We start from the raw sequence: 25,648 nt of genomic DNA on the forward strand, positions 1-25,648 counted from the left end.
ATGCCTCACGGTGTGCAAAGGCGCGGAATGTCATCGACATCGCTTCGAGGCTTCGGCTCACGATTCCCGCGCAGTTTCATACCTTCGCGTCGCCTGTTGGCGAGTCTTCGGGAGGTGAGCAGTGGCGGGCAATCAGCACGAAACGTCGGCGGTGCGGCAGCAGACGGAATCTGCACGAGGCGATCGACTGCGCGGGACGCCGACGCTTCGCGTCGACGGCGAATTCCTGCGTCCGACGGTCCCGGTGTTCGCCGCCATCGACAACCTGTGCCCCGCAACGGTTCACCTCAAGCTGGAGGGACTGAACGCGGCGGGATCGATCAAGCTCAAGACAGCGCTGCAACTCATCGACGATCTCGAGGCGACGCGTCGGGTTCATGCGGATACGCAGATCGTGGAGTCGTCATCGGGAAATCTCGGTGTCGCGCTGGCGATGGTGTGCGCCAACCGCGGCTATCGCTTCGTCTGCGTCACCGACCCCAATACGTCGCGACAGGCGGTGAAGGCCATGCAGGCCGTGGGCGCACGTGTGGTCAGGGTGGAACGTCGCGACGCTCAAGGCGGATATCTCGGGACGCGGATTGCGTGGATTCGCGAGCAGGTGGCCCGTGATCCACGTTGGCTCTGGATCAATCAATACGCGAATCAAGAAAATTGGCGCGCCCATTTCCGATGGACGGCGCCGGAGATTTTTTCCGCGTATCCCGATGTCGATCATCTCTTCGTTGGCGCAGGTACGACCGGCACCTTGCTGGGGTGTCTGCATTACGTGCGAGCGCACCGGTTACCGACACGCGTCGTGGCTGTGGACGCCGTCGGTTCCGTCACTTTCGGCGGTCCACCGGGGCCGCGTCGCATTCCCGGACTTGGCACAAGCTGTCGGCCGCCGTTATGCGATTTACCGGACGTTGAACTGCCGGATGCCATCGTCCATGTGCCTGAGGACGACACGCTGCGCATGTGCCACACGTTGGCGAAGCGAGGACTCGTGGTGGGCGGTTCGACCGGAAGTGTGCTGAGCGCGGTCCAGCGATCGGCGCTCGACATTGCCGCGAGCGATACGGTCGTCGCGATTGCGCCGGATATGGGTGATAAATATCTCGACACGATTTACGACGCCCAATGGACGGCGAATGCCTTCCCGGACAGGCGTGACGGTGCCAGCGGTGCGTGCAGCAAGCCGGCGTCAACGGCCGTCACATCGTCTTCCATCGAAGTCGTCTCTCCCTCTCTGTCATGAACGCACTTCCGACGCCGCAATTTCGCGTGTTCACCGGTGAGCAAATCGACGCGGCCGTGAAAGCGGGTAAGCGTGACATTCTCGACATCGTCGAAGCGGCTTATCGCGCGCATCATGCCGGACACACCGTCAATCCGGAAAGCCAGTTTCTTCGCTTTCCCGACGCCCATCGAAATCGCATCATCGCCTTGCCTGCCCATATCCGGCGCAATCGCGACGACGCGGGCGACAGCGTGACGGGAATCAAATGGATTTCGAGTTTCCCCGAGAACATCGAGCGGGGCATGCCGCGCGCTTCCGCCGTGCTAATCCTGAACGATGCGGTCAGCGGCTATCCGATGGCCTGCATGGAGGCGAGCATCATCAGCGCGGCACGCACGGCTGCCAGCGCCATCAGCGCGCTGCGGTGCCTGACTCGCGGTGAGGCGTCAGTGCCGCGTCGTGTGGCGTTCGTCGGCGCAGGCGTCATCGCTCGACATGTGGTCGAAAGTTTGCCGCTCGCCGCGCTCGCCATCGGTGAGGTGGCGATTCACGATCTGAACATCGACTATGCAGAGTCGCTTGCTACACGAGTCAGGACGCACGTCGGCCTGCAAGCCCGCGCGGAACCTTCGCTCGAGGCCGTCATCCGGTCGTCGGACGTTATTGTGTTCGCCACTACGGCGTCTTCGCCTCACCTGAACGATCCGGCCTGGTTCTCACATTGCCCCGTCGTGCTGCATCTGTCGTTACGCGATCTGGCGCCGGCCATCGTACTGGCGTCCCATAACGTCGTGGACGACATCGACCATTGTTTGCGCGCCATGACTTCGCTGCACCTCACTGAGGCGGCCACGGGGCATCGACACTTCGTCACGACCTCGCTGCCGCATCTGCTTTGCGGCGGAGATCCTCCCGAACGAGACCGTCCGATCATCTTTTCCCCCTTTGGCCTCGGCATTCTCGACATCGCCGTCGGGCACTGGATTTACGAACGTCTGGCTGCCCGCCAAACGCCTGTTCCCCGTTTTTTCCTTGATATGCAACGCGCATGACCACTGCTGCCTTCTGCCCCTCATCCACCTCAACCGATCGTGTTTCGCACACCGCCGAAGGATTTGCCGACGTACTCGTCGGACTGCAATACGGCGACGAAGGAAAGGCGAAGATCATTGACGCCCTCGCGCCGGGGTACGACGTCATCGCGCGCTTCAATGGTGGTGCGAACGCGGGCCATACCATCGACACGCCGCACGGCAGGATCGCGCTAAAGCAGTTGCCTTCCGGGGTTTTTCATCCGCATGCGACGCTTTACATCGGCTCGGGATGCGCCATCAATCCGTGGAAACTGGCCGAGGAAATCGAGCGAGTGCGAGAGATGGGCGTGTCGCTCGACGGGCGTCTGCATATCAGTGCGCGCGTGGCACTGGTACAACCCCACCACATCGCGATGGACCGGCAAGGCGGCGATGCGATCGGTACCACGGGCAATGGCATTGGCCCCTGCTACGCAGATCGGGCGCTGCGAATGCGCAACGATACCCGTGTGAATCTGATGCTCGGCGATCTGCTCGGCAACGAGACGGACACCGTGGTTGCGATGCGGGACATTTTTACTCGCATGATCAATGCAGATGGCGGAGCCTCGCCGTGGGTGGCCGAAATGTCGGATTTGCTGTTGAGCCTGCCCAAGGTTGCAACGACGTTGCGACGCTACGTCCAGCCCGATCGCGCGTGGCTTGCGAATCGCGTGAGATCCGGGGCCAAAGTGCTATTCGAAGGCGCGCAGTCTGTCTTGCTCGACGTGGTGGACGGAAGCCAGCCTTACGTGACGTCCAGCCACACGGTGCCGGCTCATGCGTACGTGGGGGGCGATCTTTCGCCCAAATACCATCGGCGGATCATTGGCGTGGCCAAGGCCATCGTGTCGCGTGTCGGGCGAGGGCCGTTTCCCTCGGAGTTGGGTGGCGAGCGTTCCGCACGGTACTGCCATGCCGCGTCGATGTCGCACATCGGAAAGGCGGAGGAACAAATGCGATTCTCCGCACAATCGTTGCTGCGCTCCACTGATCCGTTGGATGTCGGAACAGCGCTTCGCATGCTGACCGACGAGTACGGTACGGGAACCGGCCGGCCGCGTCGTATCGGCATGCTGGACCTCGGCGGATTGAGAGACATTATCAAGGCACACGGCGTGGATTGTGTGTACCTCAACAAGGTGGATTGTCTGACGCACTATGCGCATTCGCCCTATCAGGGGGTGCCGGTGCATGTGCATCGCGACGCCGCACCGGGAGACGCGTTGCCCGAGGTGCAGATTTATCCGGGCCTGACGGCACGGTCGGTCACGTTAGCGCGCGACGGGACCCTCGATGCCGCGATGAGCGGCTTCATCGATTTCGTGGAGCGCCACATCGGTGCGCCACTGGCCGGGCTTGGCCTTGGCCCCGAGCGTGCAAGTCTCGTGTTGCTCGATCCTCGTCCGCCCGCGCTTGTCGCGCAATCCGATTCCCATGTCGCTTCCCATGCTGGATCTCATGTCTGATATGCCAATCGACGACGGTGAGGCGGATAGCGCCAGCGGTGTGCTCGAGATGAACCCCTCGCCGCAAAGGCTGTGGCGTGAGGTTGCTGCGGTCACCCGTTGCGCGACCGAAGCGCCGTTCCCGAGTCTGACGCCGGGCCATTTGTTCTTCAACGTTTCGCTCATGCCCTATGCCATGCATCCGCTGGTTTGCGACCTCGGGCAATCGGCGCGACAACGGTTGAGCGTACTGCGGTTTGAGGACTACCTCAACAAGACGGAGCGTGTCGAGTTAGGCATCGTCAATCGTGCCATTGAGAAGATGCTGGAAATTCCGCGAATCACGTCGGTGACGCGTGATGACTTGCTCGCCATCTACACCGACGAAGGATTTCATACGTGGATGATTGAGCGCTTCCGGCAGCATTGCCAGCGCACGACCGGGTACGTGCTGGCGCGCAGACCGTCGTTGAGCGTCACGCGTGTGCAGTCGCTTTGCGATGTCGCGCCGGCGCACTACCGGAATCTGGCGATCATTGCCGCGGCTTGTGTGACCGAGACCCTGATTACCACCACGTTGCGTCAAGCGGGCGCGGGAGACGACATCTATCCGCCCGTGCGAGCGCTGCTGGCCGAACATGGTGCAGACGAGATGCGTCATCAGGCGGCCTTCGTTCGTTTTTCGGGAGAGTGGCTGCCGTCCGTCTCGAAGGATGAAGGGGAGTACCTCGATGCGCTGCTGCCTGAGCTGATGACGGCTTTTCTCGCACCGGAAATACCCGCGTGGCATGACCATTTGTGCAGCGTCGGGCTCGATGCGATGCAGGCGGACCGGGTGCTTGGCGAGAGCATCGATCCGCTGGAAGTCGGCGTACAGATGATGGAGGCGGCGTTGGTGCCCCGGCGTCTCTTCGCGCGGTTGGGGTTGTCATGTTCCGAGCGGTTCGCGCAGCATGCGCGCCGCTGGCGCCCCCCGCGATAGCGTACCCGTGTCGGTGACCTCAAAGCGAAACATGCACGCAGGCGCCATTCAGGCGCGACCAGAGGAGGGACGTGTGACTTGCCATTGGCTTGCCCCCGATTTGACGATGAGTGCGAAGGACTATAGAACGCTGCTCGACGCGGCGCTGGCGTTCAAGTCCCGCTATCCGCTTCGCACCGAAGACACGCTTCGGAACCGAACGATTTATTTCCTGTTCTACAACGCTTCGCTGCGCACGCGAAGCAGTTTTCAAACGGGCCTCATGCGGTTAGGCGGAAGCGCAATCGTACTGGATCCGCAGAACGGCATTTACACGCCTGCGCTGGCAGACGCCGAGATTCCTTATTCGACGGAGCGTATCGCCGACGTGGCCCGGGTGTTGTCGTCATACGGTGATGCGATTGCAATTCGCATGTACGGCGCACCCGCCGGTTGGGTCTACGGCGCTGCGCATCGCCATTTGGAAGCGTTTGCGCAAGCGAGTCGGGTGCCCGTCATCAACATGGAGTGTGACCGGTTTCATCCGTGTCAGGCGCTCGCCGACGCGATGACGTTGCGCGAGCAACTGGGGGAACTCGCAGGTCGACGCCTGTGCATTGCCTGGACGTACTCGGGAAGTTGGCACAAGCCGGTCGCGGTGCCGCAAAGTCTGCTGCTGGCTGCCGTCAAATCGGGGATGGATGTCACGCTGGCCCATCCCGAACCGTTTGCACTCGATCCGCAAGTGATGCAGGCGGCAGCCGCGTTTGCCGACGAGACGGGGGCGCGCATTCGGGTAACGCACGATCTGCGCGATGGCGTGACGCGCGCGCATGCGGTGTACGCGAAGTCCTGGTGCAGCTTGGGACACTTGCCGCAGCGTCACGGCGATCCCATCGACGAGATCGCCATGCGCGATACCTTCGCGCAGCACCGAGACTGGTGCGTCGACGCGGACATCATGGCCCTTGCGGCGCCCGACGCCGGATACCTGCATTGCCTACCGGTGGATCGCGGGCAAGAGGTCACCGACGATGTGGTGGAAGGCGTTTCGTCATGGGTCTTCCATCAGGCGGCGAACCGCCTGCACGCACAAAACGCCGTGATGGCGCATCTGTTGAATCCGGGGGCGTTGTCGTGATGACATCGTTTTCCTATCGTTACGCGTGCGTGCGATGTGCGACGCCGCAGGCATGGGGCGGCATCCGCTATCGCTGCCATATTTGCGGACAGAATTTGCGCGTCCAGCGCAGGGCCAATGCCGATTCGCCTTCGGCAGCCGAGGTCTTGAGCGAATTCCGCGGCAGCGCCATGCACGGCATGTGGCGATATGCGGCGCTCTTGCCCGTGGAGGCGCGGTGGGGCAGTCGATTGCGTGTGGGGGGTACGCCGATGGTCGATTGCGGCGACGAGGGTGGCGTACGCCTGTGGGTCAAGGACGACGCGCGCAATCCCAGCGGATCGCTGAAGGATCGCGCCACCGAGCTGGTGCTGGCGGTTGCAAGGCGCGCCGGGTGCACCCATGCGGTGACCGCATCGACCGGCAATGCCGGTGCCTCGCTAGCGTGCATTGCGGCCTCGCAGGGCATTGCAGCGACCGTGGTGGTGCCTGCGCGCACGCCCTTCGTCAAGCTTGCGCAGATTCGGGCGTACGGCGCGAATCTCCGGGAGGTGGACGGCACCTATGACGAGGCGTTCGACATGGCGGAACGCATGGCGGACGACCCGCTGGTGTGTTGCAGAAACACAGGCATCAACCCCTTCACCCGGGAAGGGAAAAAGACATGCGCGTTCGAGATCGCCGAGGCGTTTGACTGGCAGGTGCCGGACTGGGTGATCGTGCCGACGGGCGACGGGAACATTCTGTCCGGCGTTGCCGCGGGCTTTCTCGACCTGTTCGCGCTGGGCATCACGTCTGCGGTGCCGCGATTGCTTGCAGCGCAAGCCGTCGGCTCGAACAGCATCTCGCGTGATTGGCAACGGGGGGATGAGACGACGGCGTTACCCGAAGCGCCTACGGTGGTCGTGCCGGATACGGTGGCGGATAGCCTTGCGGTCGGACGTCCCCGCGATCACTTCGCCGCGTTACACGCGCTGCGCGCGACACGCGGCGCATGCGTCGCGCTGAGCGATTCGCAGATTGGGCAGGCATCGCGCGCGCTCGCGCAGCGCTTCGGCTTGTGGTTCGAACCGTCGACGGCGGCCGGTTATGCGGCACTCCACGCGAGCCGTGCCTCGGGACGAATTCGGGCGGGCGAACAGGTAGTGTTGCTCGGTACCGGCAGCGGCATGAAGTCGCCACAGGGCTTCGATCGCATGGCGCAGGTGACTGAACCGTCGCGTGTCGACATGTCGCCGCCCACGTCGCCATCGCTATCGCCGTCGGTATCGCCGTCGGTATCGGTATCGCAGTCATCTCCGCATTCGGCTCCGCAGCCGATAGCGCAGTCCATAGCGCAGTCCATATCGCAGTCCATATCGCAGCCGATATCGCGGTCTGTATCGCCGTCTGTATCGCAGGCGGTTTCAAATGGCGGGCACTCGCCGACCGCCGGGGAGAAGCTGTTGTGACCCGTGACCGTGCCATCGTTCTCGGCGCCGGCGTTAGCGGCCTGACGACGGCTGTCGCCATGGCGCTCGCGGGATGCCGCGTTGCCATCTATGCGGCGGAGGGGCCAGCGCAGACGACGTCATCGCTGGCCGCCGCGATCTGGCATCCGTTCTATCAGGCTCCCGATCTCGTCTATCTGGCGCGCGCGCGTCACACCTACGCCACGATGTGCCGACTGGCCTCCGATGCCGCGTCAGGCGTGATCATGAAACCACTGACCGAGTACTTCCGACGCGACGCGGGCGAACCGTGGTGGGCGGAGTGCGCCGCCAATCTGGAGCGTGTGCAGGACCCGGGGATGTCGCCGCGTTTCGCCTGCGCGTACCGTATGGATGTGCCGGTCGCCGATACCGGGACATACCTCCGATATCTGATGAACATGTTCCTCGAACTCGGAGGAACTTACGTGCACCGGTGCGTCGATGACCCGGCACCGTTGCTCGACGAAGCCGACGTCGTGGTGAATTGCTGCGGCTACGGTAGCCGACGGTTTGGCGATGATGCGCTGTCGCTCTCGCGCGCAATCGTGCTGCGCGCCGCGCGTGACGATACGGTGAGCGGGTGCCATATCGACGACTCCGATCCGGCGCTGCCCACCTACATCGTCGAACGCGTGGACGACATTGTGCTGGGCGGGACGGCGGATCCGGATTTGACGTCGACCGTGATCGCCGAGCCGCAGATTCGGGACATCTTGCATCGCTGCAACGGTTTGTGCGAGGGGGCTTGCGCGTTGCGTGTGATCGACGCCCGTATCGGATTCCGGCCGATACGGGACAAGCCGCGCGTCGCGCGGGACGACAAGCATGCCCGACTGTTTCATAACTACGGTCACGGCGGTGGCGGGTTCACCTTGTCATGGGGGTGCGCACACGATGTGCTTCGCCTGACGGGCATCGAATCTGCCGGGACTGGATTGGAATGACGGGTGTTGACGTGTGCACGACACGCCCTTGTGACGGTCATTGCCGTGCGCGTGCGATTGCCCTGTCGACCGGCCCAAGGCGATGAGTGGCGGCCGAGGGCGAATCAACGACGATTGAGGAGGCACGATGGAACTGGACCCGTCGACGCTCGACGAGGGGAAGATTTACAACTTCATGATGAGTACGATCCTGCCCCGCCCGATCGCGTGGATCAGTACGATCGACGCGCAGGGCAGGCCGAACCTGGCGCCATATGCCTACTTCATGGGGGTATGTTGTGTGCCGATGACCGTGTTGTTCTGCCCGGTCGTGCCGCCACGGCCCAAGCGCAAGAAAGACACCTTGTGCAACATCGAAGCGGTACCGGAGTTTGTGGTCAATGTCGCGAGCGCATCGTGCATCGACGCGGTCAATCTGTCTGCCGCTCCGCTGCCCGCAGGGGAGTCGGAATTCGATCTCACCGGGACGACCCCGGTGGCGTCGTCGCGGGTGCGTCCACCACGCGTCAAGGAAGCCGCCGTAGCGTACGAGTGCCGCGTGCGCGACGTCATCGAAATCAGTGCAGCGCCGGGCGGCGGATGGATCGTGCTGGGGACGGTGCTCATGGCGCACGTCGACGACGCGTTGCTCGATCCAGACACCTGCCATGTGGACTTGCACGGGCTGAGGCCGGTGGGGCGTCTCGGCGGGGGATCGTTCACGAACGCGGCGGCCGATACCTTCACGTTGACGCGCTACAGGACGCTTGCCGATCTGGCGACACGCAAGTGAGCTCGGGCACTCGGCGGGTTTCGGTGTCCTCGAGCAGTCCATAGTCGCTGGCCAGCTTCGCGGCGCGATGACGACTCGACACGCCGAACTTGCGCATGACGGAGCGCAAATGGAACACCACGCCGTGCTCGGAAATCGTGAGAATGCGGCCGATCTCCCACGACGTCTTGCCGCGCGCAACCCACCTCAGACACTCTCGCTCGCGAGGTGTCAATGCCGGTGCTGCGCGGTGCTTCGCACGAGCGGCCATGTCGCGTTGCACGAAGCGCCAGACCGCCTCGTGCAGATGCGTGGCCAGCACCACTCCCGCATGCTCTCGCCACACGTGCGCGCCGTTCGTCGCCGTGTCGCACAGGCGTGGCGCGTGACGGCGCAATGTCGCACGACGCGGCGACGACAAGCTCAGTGTGCCCGACGCACCGCAGGGCGTGAAGACGGGGTACGTCACACCAAAGCGCAACCCCGCGGCGCGCTGCTCATCGAGCAGGCACAAGGCTTCGGGGGACGTGTACAACCCGGTGGTCCATTCGATGGGCGTGAGCTGACGCGCCGCAAGCGCGAGCGCCGGATCGATCGCCTCATAGTGCTGCTCGTAACGTTGCCGCCAGTCGCGCAGGAGATTGTCGAATCGTGGCGTCGCAACGGTGCCGTCGGGCAGCGGGAAACGGCCGCAGTAGCGAAAGAACCGATGACCGAGCGATGCGCACAGCGATGGCAACACGGCGCGCAGGCCGTCGAAATCACTGGCGGCCCGCAGGGCGCCGAGACCGTCGGAAAACGCATGTTGGGTGAAGTGTCGCGTGGCGCACATGACATGACGATGTAGGGAACATGTTTCGCTTGTAGCATGCGTCTCATGGCAGTGCGCGTTGTGTGTCGCCCGGTCGTCGCCGAAGCTTCGCAAGGTTGCCATTGCCCAAAGGTGGCAATGTCATGTCGATGCCGTCGGTCACGGTCGCGAAGCCGAACGACGGGGCGCGACATAACGTCGCATGCGAAATCCGCGACGCCGTCTACTGTTGATGGATATCGGACGAATCCCGCATCGCAGCGGAGCACGCTGCGCACCCACGATGGGGGTGGCTGCGTGTCGCGACGCCATGCGCAACCACGCAGAGCATCGATCGTGCGTCTTGTCGATCAGGGTATTCAGGACACCGCAACGAGTCGCATCGTGTTGCAATGTGTCAAACCGTCGGCGCATAGGGAGTATCCCGTAGTCGTCCGGTCGCTGAGATTTTTTCGCTAGGGGAATTACCGGATTTCCCTTTTGCATCAATGAGTTCAGGAGGATGCTATGGCGCGCCAAATACTCGGTATCAATGTTGTCGCTTGGAGAATGCGCGTTCTATAATGCGGCAGTTTGTCGCGGCCCGGACGCAACTCGTTCCCGGCCGTCGGACATGAAAGACCCAAAATGCCCCACGGGTGATGGCGATGCTCGCAGCCTCTTCTTCCGAAGCCGGATCGGTGACGAAGGAATGGAAGCACAAGCGCAACTGCGCGATATCGCCGCGCCAGTTTGTCCTGTTCTACCTGTCGTTGGCCGCCGTGTCACTGGGTGTTGCCTTGATTGCGGCGTGGCGCGGTGGGTGGTTGGTCTTGCCGTTCACAGGCCTGGACTTGCTCGTGGTGGGCGTTGCGTTCGTCATTCATGCCCGGCATGCCACAGATTACGAGGTCATTCGGTTGTCGCCCGTGAGCCTTGTGGTCGAGCAACGTTCAGCACAGAGGTTGACGCAGTTCGAGTTCAATCCCCGCTGGGTGCGCATCGACATCGAGAAGCCGCCGCGTACGCGCATCGTCTTGCGCTCGGGTAGCCGCTCGATCACCGTCGGTGCCTATCTTGCGCCGCATCGCCGCGAAACGTTTGCGCGCGAGCTGCGCCGTTGTCTTGCCCAACAGGCCTGAGAGATGGAGACGATCTCGGGCGACCGCCAGGGAGGATTTGGATGGTAATTTTGGGTAAGGAAGCTATGAAAAAAACGAAACACGCCTTGGCGGCTTTCCTTGCGGGCGCCTCACTGCTCGTCGGCGCTCCGGCACTGGCGGCGGTCACGGATATGCCGGGGGGGCCGGCCGTCAACGAACTCAACTTCCAGCCGCCGGTGACGAAGCTCGCGCAAGAGCTTCACAGCCTTCACACCATGATGTTGATCATCTGTCTGGTGATCTTCCTCGCGGTGTTCGGCGTGATGTTCTACTCGATCATCAAGCACCGTAAATCCAAGGGCCATCAGCCCGCGAACTTCCACGAAAGCACCACGGTCGAGGTGATCTGGACGGTCGTGCCGTTCATCATCGTGATTCTCATGGCGTTGCCCGCCACGAAGACGGTGGTCGCCATGAAGGACACCACCAACGCCGATCTCACCATCAAGGTGACCGGATATCAGTGGAAGTGGGGCTACGACTACCTGAAGGGTGACGGCGAGGGCATCAAGTTCCTCTCCACGCTCACGACACCGCGCAGCCAGATCGACGGCGCCGAGCCGAAGAGCAATACGTACTTGCAGGAAGTCGACAACCCGATGGTCGTGCCGGTCAACAAGAAGGTGCGCCTGATCACCACGGCCAACGACGTCATCCACTCGTTCTACGTGCCCGCCTTCGGCATCAAGCAGGACGCCATTCCCGGCTTCGTGCGCGACACCTGGTTCAAGGCCGAGAAGGTCGGCGAGTATCGCGGCTTCTGCACCGAACTGTGCGGCAAGGAGCACGCGTTCATGCCGGTGGTCGTGAAGGTGGTATCGGAAGACGACTACAACAAGTGGGTCGACGCGCAGAAGAAGCAGATGGCGGCGTCGGCAGACGATCCGAACAAGACCTACACCGTGCAGGAATTGATGGAGCGCGGCCAGAAGGTCTACGCATCGAATTGCGCGGTGTGTCACCAGCCCAACGGCAAGGGCGGCGGTGCGTTCCCGGCGCTCGACGGCGGCAAGATCGTGACCGGTCCGGTGGCGGATCACGTCAGCATCGTGCTGCATGGCAAGAATGCGATGCCGAACTGGTCGCATCTGAACGATGTGGAGCTTGCGGCCGTCATCACGTACGAGCGCAATTCGTGGAGCAACAAGACCGGCGACGTCGTTCAGCCGGCGCAGGTGCGTGAGGCACGCGGCAACAAGTCGGCCAACGCGGTCGGCGCCGCGGCAGACGCAGCGAAGAACAGTTAAGTCGTTCGACCAGTTCGAAGCAAGGAGATTGGGTATGAGTTCCATCGCTCACGATCACGTGGCGGGTCACGACGATCACGCGCACGACCATCCGCACGGATGGCGTCGGTGGCTGTTCGCGACGAATCACAAGGACATCGGCACGATGTACATGATCTTCTCGTTCGTCATGCTGCTCTCGGGCGGCGTGATGGCCTTGATGATCCGTGCCGAATTGTTCGAGCCGGGCTTGCAGTTCATCCGCCCGGAGTTCTTCAATCAGCTCACCACCATGCACGGACTGGTGATGATTTTCGGCGCGATCATGCCGGCGTTCGTAGGTTTCGCGAACTGGATGATTCCGTTGCAGATCGGCGCTTCGGACATGGCGTTCGCGCGCATGAACAACTTCAGCTTCTGGCTGCTGCCGGTCGGCGGTCTGCTGCTGATTTCGTCGTTCCTCGTGCCGGGCGGCGCCACTGCTGCCGGCTGGACGATGTACGCCCCCCTGTCGGTACAGATGGGACCGGGCCAGGATCTGGCGATCTTCGGGGCCCACATTCTGGGCGCGTCGTCGATCATGGGCGCGATCAACATCATCGTCACGATTCTGAACATGCGCGCGCCGGGCATGACGCTCATGAAGATGCCGATGTTCGTGTGGACGTGGCTGATTACCGCTTATCTGCTCATCGCCGTGATGCCGGTGCTCGCCGGCGCGATCACGATGCTGCTTACGGACCGTCACTTCGGGACGTCGTTCTTCAACGCGGCGGGTGGCGGCGACCCGGTCATGTATCAGCACATCTTCTGGTTCTTCGGACACCCGGAGGTGTACATCATGATTTTGCCGGCCTTCGGGATCGTCTCGCAGGTCATTCCGGCGTTCTCGCGCAAGCCGCTCTTCGGCTATAGCTCGATGGTGTACGCCACGGCATCGATCGCGATTCTGTCGTTCATGGTGTGGGCGCACCACATGTTCGTCACGGGCATGCCGGTCACGGGGCAGCTGTTCTTCATGTACGCGACCATGCTGATCTCCGTGCCCACGGGCGTGAAGGTCTTCAACTGGGTCGCCACGATGTGGAAGGGCGCGCTGACGTTCGAGACGCCGATGCTCTTCGCCGTCGGCTTCCTCTTCGTGTTCACGATGGGCGGCTTCACCGGCCTGATGCTCTCGCTCGCGCCGCTCGATATCCAGATGCACGGGACTTACTACGTGGTGGCGCACTTCCACTATGTGCTGGTGGCCGGTTCACTCTTCGCGCTGTTCTCAGGGTTCTATTACTGGGTACCGAAGTGGACAGGCCACATGTACAACGAGTGGCGCGGCAAGTTCCACTTCTGGGGCTCGCTCATCACGTTCAACGTGACGTTCTTCCCGATGCACTTCCTGGGGCTGGCCGGCATGCCGCGTCGCTATGCCGACTACCCGGCGCAATTCACCGACTTCAACCAGTTGGCGACCATCGGCGCCTTCGGTTTCGGCCTGATGCAGGTGTACTTCCTGTTCTGGGTGGCGCTGCCGGCATGGCGCGGTGGCAAGGCCGCCGACGCCAAACCGTGGGACGGTGCGGAAGGGCTGGAGTGGACCGTGCCGAGCCCGGCGCCGTTCCATACCTTCGAGACGCCGCCGAAGGTGCATTGAGCATGGCGCTCAGTCGCGAACAGCGGGCGAAGAACCTGCGCACCGGGCTGATTCTCGGCTCGGTCGTGCTGGCCTTCTTCGTCGGCGTGATGATCAAGACCAAGCTGTTGGGCGGTATCTGAATGGCCGGCCTGCGACGCATCAACGCACGCACCTTCAGCAAGCTGTTGCTGCTCGTCGCGGTGATGTTCGGTTTCGGCTACGCGATGGTGCCGTTCTACCGCGCGTTTTGCGACCTCGTGGGCATTAACCAGCTGGGCGATCGCACCACGCAGATCAGTGCGCGTAATTCGCAGATCGACGAGAGTCGCACGATCACGGTCGAGTTCGACGCCAACGCGCAGGGACCGCTGCGCTTCAAGCCGGCGAAGCGCAGCCTGACGGTGCATCCGGGCCAGATGGCGACCATCGAATACGAAGTGGCGAATCAACAACCGCATGAAGTGCGCGCGCAGGCGATTCCGAGCTATGCGCCGGCGCAGGCGGCGAGCTACTTCAAGAAGATCGAGTGTTTCTGCTTCACGCAGCAAACCCTCAAGGCCGGTGAGGCCAAGGAGTTTCCGGTGGTGTTCGTGGTCGACACGAAGCTGCCCAAGGATGTGAATACGATCACGCTGTCCTATACTTTTTTCGATCTCGGCAAGAACGACGCCAGTCAACGCGCGGACGCCCCGACGGGTTCCCAGGTTGGCGAGGCGAGCGCAGGAGCGACAGGAGGAGGCAAGGGCGGCAATGGATGACCTGAAGGAGGCGACCCAGCGCAAACTGTCGTTCTTCCAGACCATCGGTGCGGTGTTCTGGTCGTTTTTCGGTGTGCGCAAGGGACGTGATCACGACCGCGACATGGCGCAGCTCAACCCTGTGCATCTGATCGTTGCGGGACTGATCGGGGGCATCCTGTTCGTCGTGGCGCTGGTATTTCTGGCGAAGCTCGCCATTCGGCTCGCGACGTGATTGGCATAGACAAAGAGAACCAAGCCTGGAGAGATAAGAATGAGTGGTCAACACCAAACGGCGCCTTACTACTTCGTGCCGGCCCCCTCGCGTCACCCGGTGAGCTGCAGCGTCGGCTTGCTGGTGGTGCTCGCATCGGCCGCCGCGTGGGTCAACGGACTATCGTGGGCGCCGTGGACGGCGCTGGTCGGCCTGCTATGGGTGCTTTGGGTGCTGCGCAGCTGGTTCGGCGACTCCATCGCAGAGTCCGAAGGCGGCCTGTACAGCAAGCGCATCGATGTGTCCTACCGCTGGGGCATGAGCTGGTTCATCTTCTCGGAGGTGATGTTCTTCGGCGCATTCTTCGGGGCGTTGTTCTACGCACGTACGCTGGCCATGCCATGGTTGGGCGACCTCGATAACAAGCTGCTGTGGCCCGACTTTACCGCTGTGTGGCCGAACACCGGCCCGGCGGGTGTGGTCGATGCGTTCGAGACGATGGGCCCGTGGCCGATCCCGACGCTCAACACGGCACTGCTGCTCACCTCGGGCGTCACGCTGACGATTTCGCACCACGCTCTGCGTGCGAACCATCGTGGCAGCGCGATCTTCTGGCTGTTCGCTACCGTCGTGCTCGGCTTCGTATTCCTGGGCTTCCAGGCGTATGAATATCACCACGCTTACACCGAACTGAACCTGAAGCTGACCTCGGGCGTCTATGGCTCGACGTTCTTCCTGCTCACCGGCTTTCACGGTTTTCACGTGATGATGGGCGCAATCATGCTCTCCGTCATGCTGGTGCGTCTGATGAAGGGGCACTTCACGCCGGATCATCACTTCGGTTTCGAAGGCGCAGCCTGGTACTGGCACTTTGTGGACGTGGTCTGGCTCGGGCTGTACGTCGTCGTGTACTGGCTCTGACGCCGGCCCCCGTCGTCGATACCGTCAACGCTCAGGGCGCCGCCGGATTCCGGCGGCGTTTCCATTTGCGGACGTGACTGCGGACGTGACTGCGGACGTGACGGGCGCTTGCCGGATAGGCCAGTAGGGGCTTTCAGGCCAATCGCCGAAGGCGTGGGGGGGTGCCCCTATGTAGTTCGTCAAGCACTGGGGTCCGTTTTGGGTTGATAAAAAGTGCCGTCGCGTAGCATGGCAAAAAGGACGTCGCAGCGCCGGCGAGCCAGCGCGATAAGTGCCTGGTTGTGGCGCTTGCCCTGCTGGATTTTTCGACTGTAGTAAGCCCTTGAGATCGGGTCTCGCAAAGCCGCAAAGGCCGAGAGAAACAGGGCGCGTTTGAGTACCTTATTGCCACGTCGAGAGGGGTGTTCGCCGCGAATCGAGGCGCCAGAGCGCCGGGTCACCGGCGCTAGGCCAGCATAGGCCGCCAGGTGGGCGGCCGAGGCAAAGGCCTTGTGCGCCACCTCGGTCAGGAGTCGCGCTGCGGTCCTGAGCCCGACTCCGGGCATGCTGCTCAGGACCGGCCAAAGAGGGTTGCTTTGCACCAGGCGCTCGACCTCGGCGGCGATCTCGTCGCGTTGCTTGCGTAGGGCGGCCAGTTGCTGGGCCAGACGCGGCATCACCAGCGTGGCGGCATGAGTACCCGGCACGACTACGGTTTGTTCGGTAAGCGCCTGCGCGATGTCGGCGGCCAAGCTCTTGCCAATGCGTGGTGCGAGCTTGATCAGGCGATTCGCCAGCGTTTTTTGGCCCGCGGCCGCCAGTGCTGCGGGTGAGGGGTAGCGCTCAAGCAGATCGAGCACGGCGGGATGATCCAGGCGAGGTCCGAGCACGCGCTCAAGCGCGGGATGAATCTGCGTGAGCAGGCCGCGAATGCGGTTGCTGGTTTGGTTGGCTTGGGCGGCCAGGTCGTCGTCGAAGCCACACAGCATAGTGAGCTCGGCGAGCGGCTCATCGGCCAGACGCAATGAGCGCAGCGTATGCGGCATGGTGCGTGCGGCATCTGCGATGACGGCGGCGTCGCGCGCGTCGGTCTTGGCTTCGCCTGCGTGCAGGTCGGCGATGCGACGCATAGCCAGACCTGGCAAGTAGGCGACTAGCGTACCGGCGTCGCGGGCTACGGCCAGCGGCAGTGCGCCGATGGTAGCCGGCTGATCGACGACGAACAGGAGCTGGCCGTGGGCTTTCAACTCATCGATGAGGGCGCGCAGTTGGGTCTCATCGTTAGGCAGGGCCTTGTTGTAGAGGCGACGGCCGTTGCGATCGAGAGCGACGGCATGGTGGTGGCCTTTGCCGACGTCGACGCCGATGAAGACATCGACGGCGTCATGAAGTGGAAAGTTATGCATTGCAGTTGGCACAAAAAGTGAATTGGCCTGCAAGAACCCTGGTGGCAAGTCTCGGCATCCACGTTACGGACGGCGTCGGAATATCCGTGCCAAACCCCTATCAGCGATCACCAGCCACCCACCAGACCCGGTGACAACACCCCCCGGATCATGGTTACGACTGGGGGCGGGAATCATGCCGGGCCTGGCTGGCCAAAACCTCGATTATCGAGGTGCGAACATAGTAACGGGGGCGGCCTTATGTCGCAGCGTCGCAATGTCATCGCTTGACGCGCCGCGATGCATCGGCGCCCGGCGCAGAAAGACGTTCTTTGGCGCAAGGCGAAGCGACAGGGAAGGGGTGCGGCCTTTTGCCGCAGGGGGGCGGTGCGGGACTCAGTATCGTATGCCCGTGCTGTGAATCCAGCCCATCCAGTTGGCGAACAGGATGAGCAGGAACAGCGTCACCGACAGGCCGACGCGCACGGCGAGCGATTGCACGGTGCGGTTCGATCGGCCCTTGTCCCGCATCATGAAAAACAATGCGGACGCCAGACTGCCGAGAATCAGGACGAAGGCGATGGCAACGATGATGCGCATGATGTATCCGGGCACGGGAATGTTTCATTATCGGGCAATGCCCTTGTGCTGGCACGCTGCAATGCAGTGTATCCCGCCCGTGTCGTGCGCCATCGGACGGCAGCAGCGACTGGTGGACAAGGAACGTACGTGTTGAAAACCCTTTTGCGTGGCATGCGGCCGGTGCCGACGGTGCTGATTCTGCTGGGCGTGATGCTGAGCGCGTCGCTTGGCGTGTGGCAGTATCAGCGCGCGCAGATGCGCCTGGCGCGCCAGGCACAGATCGAACACGCAGAGCGTGCGCCGGTGATCGCACTTGGCGACAGGGCCTATTCGCTCGCAGACGTTACACACCGACGGGTCCGCGTGACCGGGCGTTTTTTGACGAACCGTGTGGTGTATCTGGACAACCGGCCGCGCAACGAATTGCCCGGCTTCTATGTGGTGATGGCGTTGCAGGTGTCGCCCGAGCACGTCGTACTCGTCAATCGTGGCTGGTTGCCGCGGGATTTGCGCGATCGCGAAGCGATCATGCCGTACGCCACCCCGGCGGGCGACGTTACGATAGAAGGCATTGCCGCACAGGATCCGTCACGTGCCTTCGAACTGGGGCACGGTGGCTCGGCTGCGGGGCTGGCGATTCGCCAGAATCTGGACGTGGCGGATTACGCGCGTGAAACGTCGCTGCCGTTGCAACCGTTCGTCATCATGCAGACGAACGACACGGGCGACCACTTGCTGCGCGACTGGCCCGCGCCGGCGAGCGGCGCGGATCGCAACTATGGTTATATGGTGCAGTGGTTCGGCCTGTCGTTGATACTGGCGTTGCTCGGTCTGCGACTGGCGTATCGACGCGGCCGTCGGCTGACGTCGACCACCGATGGGCGCGATGGGCTAAATCACGCGTAACGGTATGACGGCATGTCGGCATGGTGGCTGCCATCGGCATGGCGTGGGCATAAGGCATAAGTGCAAAAGGTGAATATGAGTGCAGACGTGAGGACCGCCGCAAACGCGGGGAACCCCGGCAATCCCGCCATCGACCCGGGGCAGCGACGTCGGGCGCGACGTATGCTCGTCCTGCTGTTCGCCGTGTGTGCGGCGCCCGCAGTCGCGGCGTATCTCATGTATTTCGTCTTCAAACCGCAGGGCGGCACCTCGGCCTACGGCAAGTTGATCGAACCGCAGCGACCGCTACCCACATTGGTCGTCCATGATGACGAGTCCGGCGAGGACCTGCCGCTGGCGTCCCTCAAGGGCAAGTGGCTGATGATCAGTGCGGATACCGCGACCTGCGATGAGAACTGCGTCAGCAAGCTGTTCTACATGCGGCAGATCCGTGTGTTGCAGGGCAATGAGCGCACGCGCGTGGAGACACTGTGGCTCGTCACCGACGCCTCGGCCGTGTCGAAGCAGATCGACGACGCGTATCCCGACACGCGGCGTTTGCGCGCCGATCCGGTCGCCCTCGCCGCGTGGCTGCCGACACAGGAGGGCACCGGCTTGCGCGACCACATTTATCTGGTCGACCCGCTGGGCAACCTGATGATGGCGTTCCCGAAGAACGCCGATCCGGGCAAGATCAAGAGCGACCTGTCGCGACTGCTCAAATGGTCCGGCACGGGTTGATGCGGAGAGCGGAGTGGGCGCCAACTTGTGATGCAGGATGGTGCCGGAATGAACCCCGCGCGTGGCGTCGCGCCACGCCAGACATGACGAAGAACTGACGTAAAACCAATGCTTTACCTTCTGGAACTGGGCTTCATCGGCCTGTGCATCGCGGTGCTGCCGCTCGGCTGGGTGGTGTTGCGCCGTGACGCCAACAAGTACCGCAAACTGGCCTGGGTGACGACCTATCTCACGCTCGACCTGATCATGTTCGGCGGCTTCACACGGCTGACGGATTCGGGGCTGGGCTGTCCCGACTGGCCGGGGTGCTACGGCACGTCGTCGCCGTTTGCGGCGCACGCCGACATCCACGCCGCGCAACTGCTGTTGCCGAGCGGGCCGGTCACCTTCGTGAAGGCGTGGATCGAGATGATCCACCGCTATTTCGCCATGGCGGTGGGCGTGCTCATCATCGTGCTGATGGTCATGGCCTGGGTGAAGCGCCGCGAACTGAAGCAGTCGCCGTGGCTCGCCACAGGGTTGCTGGTCCTCGTTTGCGTGCAAGGCGCATTCGGCGCATGGACGGTCACGATGAAGCTCCAGCCGGTGATCGTGTCCATTCACCTGATGCTGGCGCTCACACTATTGGGCTCGCTTGCCTGGCTGGCCTCGCGACAGATGCCGCTCGCGAGCGTCGCCGCCGACCCCGGGGCCTTGCGGTGGCGCACTGCGGCGCTGATCGGCCTGGCGTTGCTCGTCTTCCAGATTGCCCTTGGCGGATGGGTAAGTACCAACTACGCTGTATTGGCATGTACCGACTTCCCAACGTGTCAGGGTCAATGGATACCGCCGATGGACTTCCACAACGGCTTCAAGCTGTGGCGTGAACTGGGCAAGACGGCTGGCGGCGAGGTGATTCCCATGGACGCGCTCGTGGCAATCCATTGGGCGCATCGCACTTTCGCCGTGGTCGTGGTGCTGTATCTGGCGTGGCTGGCGAGCCGGCTGCGACGTCATGCCGCGCTCAGAAGGCTGTCGATTCTGGTATTGATACTGGTGCTCGTGCAATTTGCCACGGGGCTGTCGAACATCGTTTTCCAATGGCCGTTGCTCAACGCCATCGCGCACAACGGCGGGGCGGCCGTCCTGCTGCTTTTGCTCGTCATGTTAAACTACCGCATTCGCGCCGCCGGGCTCGTCCAAGAGTTTGAAGCGGCGCCTTTTGCGTCCGGCCTGATGAATCAGGCAGACCTTTCGGCCCGCCAGACGCCTCTCTCCACCGCGGAGCCGGCTGCCGCACCGCTCGGCGCCCCCACTGGCCCGGCGTAGCGCATTGCCTTCAGATATGAAAAGCACGACCCTTCCCCATCCGCCAGCCAGCCGTATCGCGCAGTACTGGGCGCTGACCAAGCCCCGCGTGACGCAGCTCGCTGTGTTCTGTGCCGTGATCGGCATGTTCCTGTCCACGCGCGGCATGGTGCCGTGGCAGGTGCTGATCGGCGGCACCATCGGCATCTGGCTGCTCGCCGGATCCGCCTTCGCCGTGAACTGCCTGATCGAGCAACGCGTGGATGCGCTCATGCGCCGCACCGCGTGGCGTCCGTCCGCACGCGGCGAGATCGCCCCGTGGCAAATCATCGTCTTCTCGACGATTCTGGGCGGCGCCGGCATGGTGGTGCTCTACACGTTCACCAATGCGCTGACGATGTGGCTCACGCTGGGGACGTTCGTCGGCTATGCGTTGATCTACACCATCATCCTCAAGCCCTCCACGCCGCAGAACATCGTGATCGGCGGCGCTGCCGGGGCGATGCCGCCCGCGCTGGGCTGGGCGGCGGTCACCGGCGCCGTGCCGGCCGACGCGTGGATTCTCGTGCTCATCATCTTCGTGTGGACGCCGCCGCACTTCTGGGCGCTCGCCCTCTATCGCCGTCAGGACTACGTGAACTCCGGTCTGCCCATGCTGCCGATCACGCACGGCGAGAAGTACACGCGTCTGCAAATCCTGCTCTACAGCGTGGTGCTGTTCGCCGTGTCGTTGCTGCCGTTCGCGCATCGCATGAGCGGGTATCTGTATCTGGTGAGCGCCGTGGTGCTCTCGGGCATCTTCCTGGGATACGCCGTCAAGCTGTGGCGCAAGTATTCCGATGAGCTCTCGCGCTCGATGTTCCGCTACTCGATCGTCTATCTTTCGCTGCTGTTCGCGGCGTTGCTCGTCGATCATTACGTACAGATCTATCTGCTGGGCTGAGCACGTCGCAAGTCCGCAGACTGCATCACGACGACAGGCGCGTTACGGTATTCCCGACCGGCGCGCCTGTTGTATTTTCGGAAGGCGTTTTTTCCATACGTTCTGGGGTCATTCGTTCATGAATCTTGCTGTCATCTGGTTGCGCCGCGCGATGTGGCTTATGGGGCTCACCGTACTTCTCGCCGCATGCGGCAAGCAAGGCCCGACGTTCACGAGTCTGGATATCACCGGCAACAAGGAATTCGCGCAGGACTTCGCGTTGCAGGACCCGCAGGGCAAAACCCGCACGCTGGCCGATTACAAGGGGCGGGCGGTGGTGATGTTCTTCGGCTACACGCATTGCCCGGACGTTTGCCCGACCACGATGGCCGAACTCAACCAGGTCATGCAAAAGCTCGGCCCGGACGACGCCAAGCGTGTGCAGGTGCTGTTTGTGACCGTCGACCCGCAGCGAGACACCGCGGAACTGATGGGGCAGTACGTGCCGGCATTCAATCCGGCGTTCGTGGGTCTGCGTCCGGCTGACGACGCAGCGCTCAAGACTCTGACCAAGTCGTTTCGCGTGGTCGTCAACAAGGTCGAGGGATCCACGCCGAACAACTACACCATCGATCACACCGCGGGCATTTACGTGTTCGATCCGAGCGGGCAATTGCGTCTGTTCATGCGCCCCGACGAGCCTGTCGACGCCATGGCCAAGGACCTGAAGGCGCTGCTGAGCTAAGTTGTCGCCAGCGGTCGTCCATCCAAAAAAATCGCGCCTCTGGAGGCGCGATTTTCATTGCTGCGTCAGATGGCGCAAGTCGGCTTCAGTTGCCTTCCTGACTGCGACGTTCGAGATCGTCATGCGCTTCGAACCACATCACGTTGATGATGCCGAACGCGAGCGCGAGGCCAAGGCCGAGAATCCAAGAGAAGTACCACATGTCGCGACTCCTTGATCAGTACATCGTGTGCGGGTTGTCGTTGACCGTCTCGATCGTCACGCGGCCACGAATCACGCGATACACCCAGCCGGTGTAGAGCAGAACGATGGGCAGGAAGACGACCACGGCGATAAGCATGATTTGCAGCGTGAGCTGACTCGACGTCGCGTCCCAGACCGTGAGGCTGCTGCCCGGCGCGGTGGCCGAGGGCATCACGAACGGGAACATCGAGAAGCCGGCAGTCAGAATGATGCCGGCCATCATCAGCCCGGTGACGACGAACGTCCAGGCATAGGCGCGGCTGGTCGCGAGCAGGGCGGCGAGCAGCGCGCACAGGCAGGCGACGACCGGCGCCGCGATCATCCACGGATACGTCTGGTAGTTCGTGAGCCACAGGCCCGGACCGGTCGTGACCTGCTTCATGAGTGGATTGGCCGGTGCATTGGTCGCGCCCATGTTTGTGATGGCGAAGCCGTCGACATGCGTCGCCACGATCACGCCCGCCACCAGGAACAGGAGCAGCGTGCCGAGTGCGGTCATGCGCATGATGCGTCCGGCGCGCGCCGCCACGATCGGATCGGCCTTCATGCGAAGGTGTGCCGCACCGTGCGTGAGCAGCATGAGCAGACTGACCAGTCCGCAGAGCAGCGCAAACGGGTTGAGCAGCGCCCAGAACGAGCCCGTGTAGGTGGAGCGCAGCGTGTTGTCGAACGAGAACGGCAGGCCGAGCAGCAAGTTGCCGAACGCCACGCCAAACACCAGCGACGGTACCGTGCTGCCCACGAACAGCGCCCAGTCCCACGCGTTACGCCAGCGAGCGCTCGGCAACTTGTTGCGGTAGTCGAAGCCGACAGGTCGCAGGAACAGCGCGAAGAGCACGAGCAACAGCGCCCAGTAAAGGCCCGAGAAGGCGGCGGCGTAGACGAGCGGCCACGCGGCGAACATCGCCCCGCCCGCCGTGACGAACCACACCTGATTGCCTTCCCACGTCGGTGCGACGGTGTTGATGATGACGCGTCGCTCCGCGTCCGTCTTGCCCAGGAATGGCAGCAGCGTGCCGGTGCCCATGTCGAAGCCGTCGAAGAAGGCGAAGCCGATCAGCAGCACGCCGATGAGCACCCACCAGATCAGCTTGAGGATGGTGTAATCGATCATCATGATGTCGTGTCTCCCTGACGATCAGACTGAGGCGGCCGGGCGGTCGCTGCCGATGGCAGCGCCGGGCGCACCCTGCGTCTCGAAGTGGTAGCGACCGGTGTGCAGCGACGACGGGCCGAGCTTGACGTACTTCACCATCAGGAACATTTCGATGATGAGCAGCGCGGTGTAGAAGATGATGAAGCCCGCGAGGCTCAGGTAAAGGTCGGTGGCGGAGAGCGACGACGTGGACAGATGCGTGGGCAGAATGCCTGCGATGGTCCACGGCTGACGTCCCATTTCAGCGACGATCCAGCCGAACTCGGCGGCCAGCCACGGCAACGGAATCGCCCACACGCACCAGCGCAGGAACCAGGCCGAGCGCGGTTTGAGCAGACGCCGGCGCGCGCAGAGCCAGAAAGCCCACAGGAACGTGAACAGGAACAGGAAGCCCAGGCCGACCATGATGCGGAACGACCAGAAGACGGGGGCTACCGGCGGGATGGTGTCGTTGGCCGCCATGTGAATCTGCTCGGGCGTGGCATCGACGACGTTCGCCGTGTACTTCTTGAGCAGCAGGCCGTAGCCGAGATCGTCCTTGTACTTGTCGAACTCGGCGCGCACGGCCGGCGACGTATCGCCGCCCCGCAGCTTCTCCAGTGCGGCGAAGGCGAGCATGCCGCGCTTGATGTTGTCCTTGTGCTCGTCACGCAATTGCGTAAGACCGATCACCGGCGTGTCGACCGAACGTGTGGCAATCAGGCCCATCGCCCAGGGAATCTTCACGGCGTAATCGGTGCGCTCTTCCTTCTGATTCGGGAAACCGAACAGCGTGAACGATGCGGGCGGCTTGGCCGTCTCCCATTCGGCTTCGATGGCGGCAAGTTTGACCTTCTGCACTTCGCCCGTGGTGTAGCCCGATTCGTCGCCGAGCACGATGACGGACAGCGTCGAGGCCAGACCGAAACCTGCGGCGACCGCGAAGGAGCGCAGTGCGAAGGGCACGTCGCGACGCTTGAGCAGATACCAGGCGGAGATGCCCAGCACGAACATGGCCGCCGTCACGTATCCGGCCGAGAGCGTGTGGACGAACTTCACCTGCGCGACCGGGTTGAAGACCACTTCCCAGATGCTGTTGAGCTCCATGCGCATGGTTTCGTAGTTGAAGTGCGCCCCGACCGGATTGTTCATCCAGCCGTTCGCCACGAGAATCCACAACGCCGAAAGGTTCGAGCCGAGCGCCACGGCGAAGGTCGTCGCCAGGTGGCCGATACGCGAGAGCTTGTTCCATCCGAAGAAGAACAGGCCCACGAAGGTGGCCTCCAGGAAGAAGGCCATCAGCCCCTCGATGGCGAGCGGCACGCCAAAGATGTCGCCGACGTAGTGCGAGTAGTACGCCCAGTTGGTGCCGAACTGGAATTCAAGCGTGAGACCCGTGGTCACGCCCATCGCAAAGTTGATCAGGAAGAGCTTGCCCCAGAACTGGGTCATGTCTTTGTAGATCTGCTTGCCGGTCATCACATAGACCGATTCCATGATGACGAGCAGCCACGACAAGCCCAATGTGAGCGGGACGAACAGAAAGTGATACAGCGCCGTTATGGCGAACTGCAAGCGCGAGAGGTCGACGACTTCGCTACTGATCATGGCGGACACCTTGATTTTTGGTGGGGGACTGCGCTTCGACGGCCTGCGGCCCGATCAGGGCGCGGGCCACGACGTCCGGCGGCAACTGCATGTGCCTCGCCATCGGAGCGTCGAAGAAGGCGTGCTTCAGAATGAACAGGAGTACGACTTTGATCGCGAGAACGATCAGGATTTCGAGGGCAAAACGGGAAGGGCGGGTGCGCCAGCGCCGAACCATCCAGGCGAATACGCCTGAAGCGGCAGGCACGTTTGCCGGCGCAGCGGCAACACGCGCGGTTGCGGCGAGTGGCTTAGGACTGCTAGGAGAGTGGGTGTCCATCCGTGACGGCTCCTGGCGTCGAAAGTCGGGTGTCGGAAACAGCGTCGACTTTCGGCGCATTTTGCCTTATCGCTTGAAAATGTCAAACCGCAGCGCGCGGGGGCGGATGACACGCAGATGACGCTGGTTCGATGCGGATCCGCCG

General features: G+C 62.7%; 25 protein-coding genes and 2 pseudogenes. 20 read left to right on the forward strand and 7 right to left on the reverse strand.

Annotated elements, in window-relative coordinates; genetic code table 11:
• The first annotated feature begins 121 nt into the window (after positions 1–121).
• The 8 genes from sbnA to UC34_RS02630 all read left to right on the forward strand — a co-directional run bounded on the left by sbnA (position 122) and on the right by UC34_RS02630 (position 9,012).
• A complete protein-coding gene (gene sbnA, locus UC34_RS02595; protein WP_237165217.1) occupies positions 122–1,240 on the forward strand; it encodes a 2,3-diaminopropionate biosynthesis protein SbnA in 1,119 nt (372 codons plus the stop codon).
• On the forward strand, positions 1,237–2,274 hold the full coding sequence (gene sbnB, locus UC34_RS02600; RefSeq protein WP_044453725.1) for a 2,3-diaminopropionate biosynthesis protein SbnB: 1,038 nt from the start codon (positions 1,237–1,239) through the stop codon (positions 2,272–2,274). Before sbnA ends, sbnB begins: the two co-directional genes overlap by 4 nt.
• A complete protein-coding gene (locus UC34_RS02605) occupies positions 2,271–3,764 on the forward strand; it encodes an adenylosuccinate synthetase (protein ID WP_044453727.1) in 1,494 nt (497 codons plus the stop codon). Before sbnB ends, UC34_RS02605 begins: the two co-directional genes overlap by 4 nt.
• Positions 3,757–4,725, forward strand: a complete 969-nt coding sequence (locus UC34_RS02610; protein ID WP_167370630.1) for a diiron oxygenase — start codon at positions 3,757–3,759, stop codon at positions 4,723–4,725. Before UC34_RS02605 ends, UC34_RS02610 begins: the two co-directional genes overlap by 8 nt.
• 106 nt (positions 4,726–4,831) lie before the next feature.
• Positions 4,832–5,845 carry an ornithine carbamoyltransferase gene (locus tag UC34_RS02615; protein WP_052810872.1) on the forward strand — a complete coding sequence of 338 codons (1,014 nt, stop codon included), beginning with the start codon at positions 4,832–4,834 and terminating at the stop codon, positions 5,843–5,845.
• Complete coding sequence (locus tag UC34_RS02620; protein ID WP_052810873.1) at positions 5,845–7,275, forward strand: threonine synthase; 1,431 nt, start codon at positions 5,845–5,847, stop codon at positions 7,273–7,275. The genes UC34_RS02615 and UC34_RS02620 overlap by 1 nt, the downstream gene beginning before the upstream one ends.
• A complete protein-coding gene (locus UC34_RS02625; RefSeq protein ID WP_044453732.1) occupies positions 7,272–8,240 on the forward strand; it encodes an FAD-dependent oxidoreductase in 969 nt (322 codons plus the stop codon). The genes UC34_RS02620 and UC34_RS02625 overlap by 4 nt, the downstream gene beginning before the upstream one ends.
• Before the next feature lie 127 nt (positions 8,241–8,367).
• A complete protein-coding gene (locus UC34_RS02630) occupies positions 8,368–9,012 on the forward strand; it encodes a flavin reductase family protein (RefSeq protein WP_044453734.1) in 645 nt (214 codons plus the stop codon).
• On the opposite strand, the gene UC34_RS02635 is transcribed toward UC34_RS02630, so the two are convergent.
• Positions 8,963–9,823 (reverse strand): autoinducer binding domain-containing protein, encoded by an 861-nt coding sequence (locus tag UC34_RS02635; protein ID WP_044453736.1) that lies wholly within the window; start codon positions 9,821–9,823, stop codon positions 8,963–8,965. The genes UC34_RS02630 and UC34_RS02635 overlap by 50 nt on opposite strands.
• A gap of 626 nt (positions 9,824–10,449) precedes the next feature.
• Here UC34_RS02635 and UC34_RS02640 point away from each other — a divergent pair.
• From UC34_RS02640 to UC34_RS02665, 7 genes and pseudogenes are all read left to right on the forward strand, one after another.
• The gene (locus tag UC34_RS02640) at positions 10,450–10,923 is read left to right on the forward strand and encodes a DUF2244 domain-containing protein (RefSeq protein ID WP_044457661.1); all 474 of its coding nucleotides are present in this window, start codon (positions 10,450–10,452) and stop codon (positions 10,921–10,923) included.
• A 41-nt stretch (positions 10,924–10,964) separates the two neighbouring features.
• A pseudogene (gene coxB, locus UC34_RS02645) lies at positions 10,965–12,182 on the forward strand (cytochrome c oxidase subunit II); the annotation flags it as partial.
• Between the two features lie 43 nt (positions 12,183–12,225).
• Entirely contained in the window at positions 12,226–13,818 is a 1,593-nt protein-coding gene (gene ctaD, locus UC34_RS02650; protein ID WP_044453740.1) for a cytochrome c oxidase subunit I, read from the forward strand.
• A 2-nt stretch (positions 13,819–13,820) separates the two neighbouring features.
• A complete protein-coding gene (locus tag UC34_RS25710; RefSeq protein WP_217431254.1) occupies positions 13,821–13,940 on the forward strand; it encodes a cytochrome oxidase small assembly protein in 120 nt (39 codons plus the stop codon).
• On the forward strand, positions 13,941–14,558 hold the full coding sequence (locus UC34_RS02655; RefSeq protein WP_044453742.1) for a cytochrome c oxidase assembly protein: 618 nt from the start codon (positions 13,941–13,943) through the stop codon (positions 14,556–14,558).
• Positions 14,551–14,772: a DUF2970 domain-containing protein gene (locus tag UC34_RS02660; protein WP_044453744.1), complete on the forward strand. Its 222-nt coding sequence runs from the start codon at positions 14,551–14,553 to the stop codon at positions 14,770–14,772. Before UC34_RS02655 ends, UC34_RS02660 begins: the two co-directional genes overlap by 8 nt.
• A 39-nt stretch (positions 14,773–14,811) precedes the next feature.
• The gene (locus UC34_RS02665) at positions 14,812–15,672 is read left to right on the forward strand and encodes a cytochrome c oxidase subunit 3 (RefSeq protein ID WP_044453746.1); all 861 of its coding nucleotides are present in this window, start codon (positions 14,812–14,814) and stop codon (positions 15,670–15,672) included.
• Between the two features lie 179 nt (positions 15,673–15,851).
• Here UC34_RS02665 and UC34_RS02670 read toward each other — a convergent pair.
• Positions 15,852–17,115 (reverse strand): annotated as a pseudogene (locus UC34_RS02670) (IS110 family RNA-guided transposase).
• A 317-nt stretch (positions 17,116–17,432) separates the two neighbouring features.
• Positions 17,433–17,636: a twin transmembrane helix small protein gene (locus tag UC34_RS02675; protein WP_044453748.1), complete on the reverse strand. Its 204-nt coding sequence runs from the start codon at positions 17,634–17,636 to the stop codon at positions 17,433–17,435.
• A 153-nt stretch (positions 17,637–17,789) separates the two neighbouring features.
• Here UC34_RS02675 and UC34_RS02680 point away from each other — a divergent pair, with 153 nt between their 5' ends.
• The 5 genes from UC34_RS02680 (at position 17,790) to UC34_RS02700 (ending at position 22,198) form a co-directional block, all read left to right on the forward strand.
• Complete coding sequence (locus UC34_RS02680) at positions 17,790–18,524, forward strand: SURF1 family protein (protein ID WP_044453750.1); 735 nt, start codon at positions 17,790–17,792, stop codon at positions 18,522–18,524.
• 75 nt (positions 18,525–18,599) lie between these two features.
• Positions 18,600–19,244 (forward strand): SCO family protein, encoded by a 645-nt coding sequence (locus tag UC34_RS02685; RefSeq protein WP_063389811.1) that lies wholly within the window; start codon positions 18,600–18,602, stop codon positions 19,242–19,244.
• 108 nt (positions 19,245–19,352) lie between these two features.
• On the forward strand, positions 19,353–20,552 hold the full coding sequence (locus UC34_RS02690) for a COX15/CtaA family protein (protein ID WP_044453754.1): 1,200 nt from the start codon (positions 19,353–19,355) through the stop codon (positions 20,550–20,552).
• A 16-nt stretch (positions 20,553–20,568) separates the two neighbouring features.
• The gene (gene cyoE / locus UC34_RS02695) at positions 20,569–21,474 is read left to right on the forward strand and encodes a heme o synthase (protein WP_044453757.1); all 906 of its coding nucleotides are present in this window, start codon (positions 20,569–20,571) and stop codon (positions 21,472–21,474) included.
• A 118-nt stretch (positions 21,475–21,592) separates the two neighbouring features.
• Positions 21,593–22,198: an SCO family protein gene (locus tag UC34_RS02700; protein ID WP_044453758.1), complete on the forward strand. Its 606-nt coding sequence runs from the start codon at positions 21,593–21,595 to the stop codon at positions 22,196–22,198.
• Between the two features lie 85 nt (positions 22,199–22,283).
• On the opposite strand, the gene cydX is transcribed toward UC34_RS02700, so the two are convergent.
• From cydX to cydP, 4 genes are read right to left on the reverse strand one after another with little or no spacing between them, the layout of a single operon-like run.
• Positions 22,284–22,400 carry a cytochrome bd-I oxidase subunit CydX gene (gene cydX / locus UC34_RS02705; RefSeq protein WP_023597792.1) on the reverse strand — a complete coding sequence of 39 codons (117 nt, stop codon included), beginning with the start codon at positions 22,398–22,400 and terminating at the stop codon, positions 22,284–22,286.
• 15 nt (positions 22,401–22,415) lie between these two features.
• Positions 22,416–23,552 carry a cytochrome d ubiquinol oxidase subunit II gene (gene cydB, locus UC34_RS02710; RefSeq protein WP_044457662.1) on the reverse strand — a complete coding sequence of 379 codons (1,137 nt, stop codon included), beginning with the start codon at positions 23,550–23,552 and terminating at the stop codon, positions 22,416–22,418.
• Positions 23,553–23,579: 27 nt separating this feature from the next.
• Positions 23,580–25,184 carry a cytochrome ubiquinol oxidase subunit I gene (locus UC34_RS02715; RefSeq protein ID WP_044453764.1) on the reverse strand — a complete coding sequence of 535 codons (1,605 nt, stop codon included), beginning with the start codon at positions 25,182–25,184 and terminating at the stop codon, positions 23,580–23,582.
• Positions 25,174–25,563, reverse strand: a complete 390-nt coding sequence (gene cydP / locus UC34_RS26100) for a cytochrome oxidase putative small subunit CydP (protein ID WP_335645756.1) — start codon at positions 25,561–25,563, stop codon at positions 25,174–25,176. The genes UC34_RS02715 and cydP overlap by 11 nt, the downstream gene beginning before the upstream one ends.
• Positions 25,564–25,648 lie beyond the last annotated feature (85 nt).

This window comes from Pandoraea vervacti (assembly GCF_000934605.2).
GTDB classification, from domain to species: domain Bacteria; phylum Pseudomonadota; class Gammaproteobacteria; order Burkholderiales; family Burkholderiaceae; genus Pandoraea; species Pandoraea vervacti.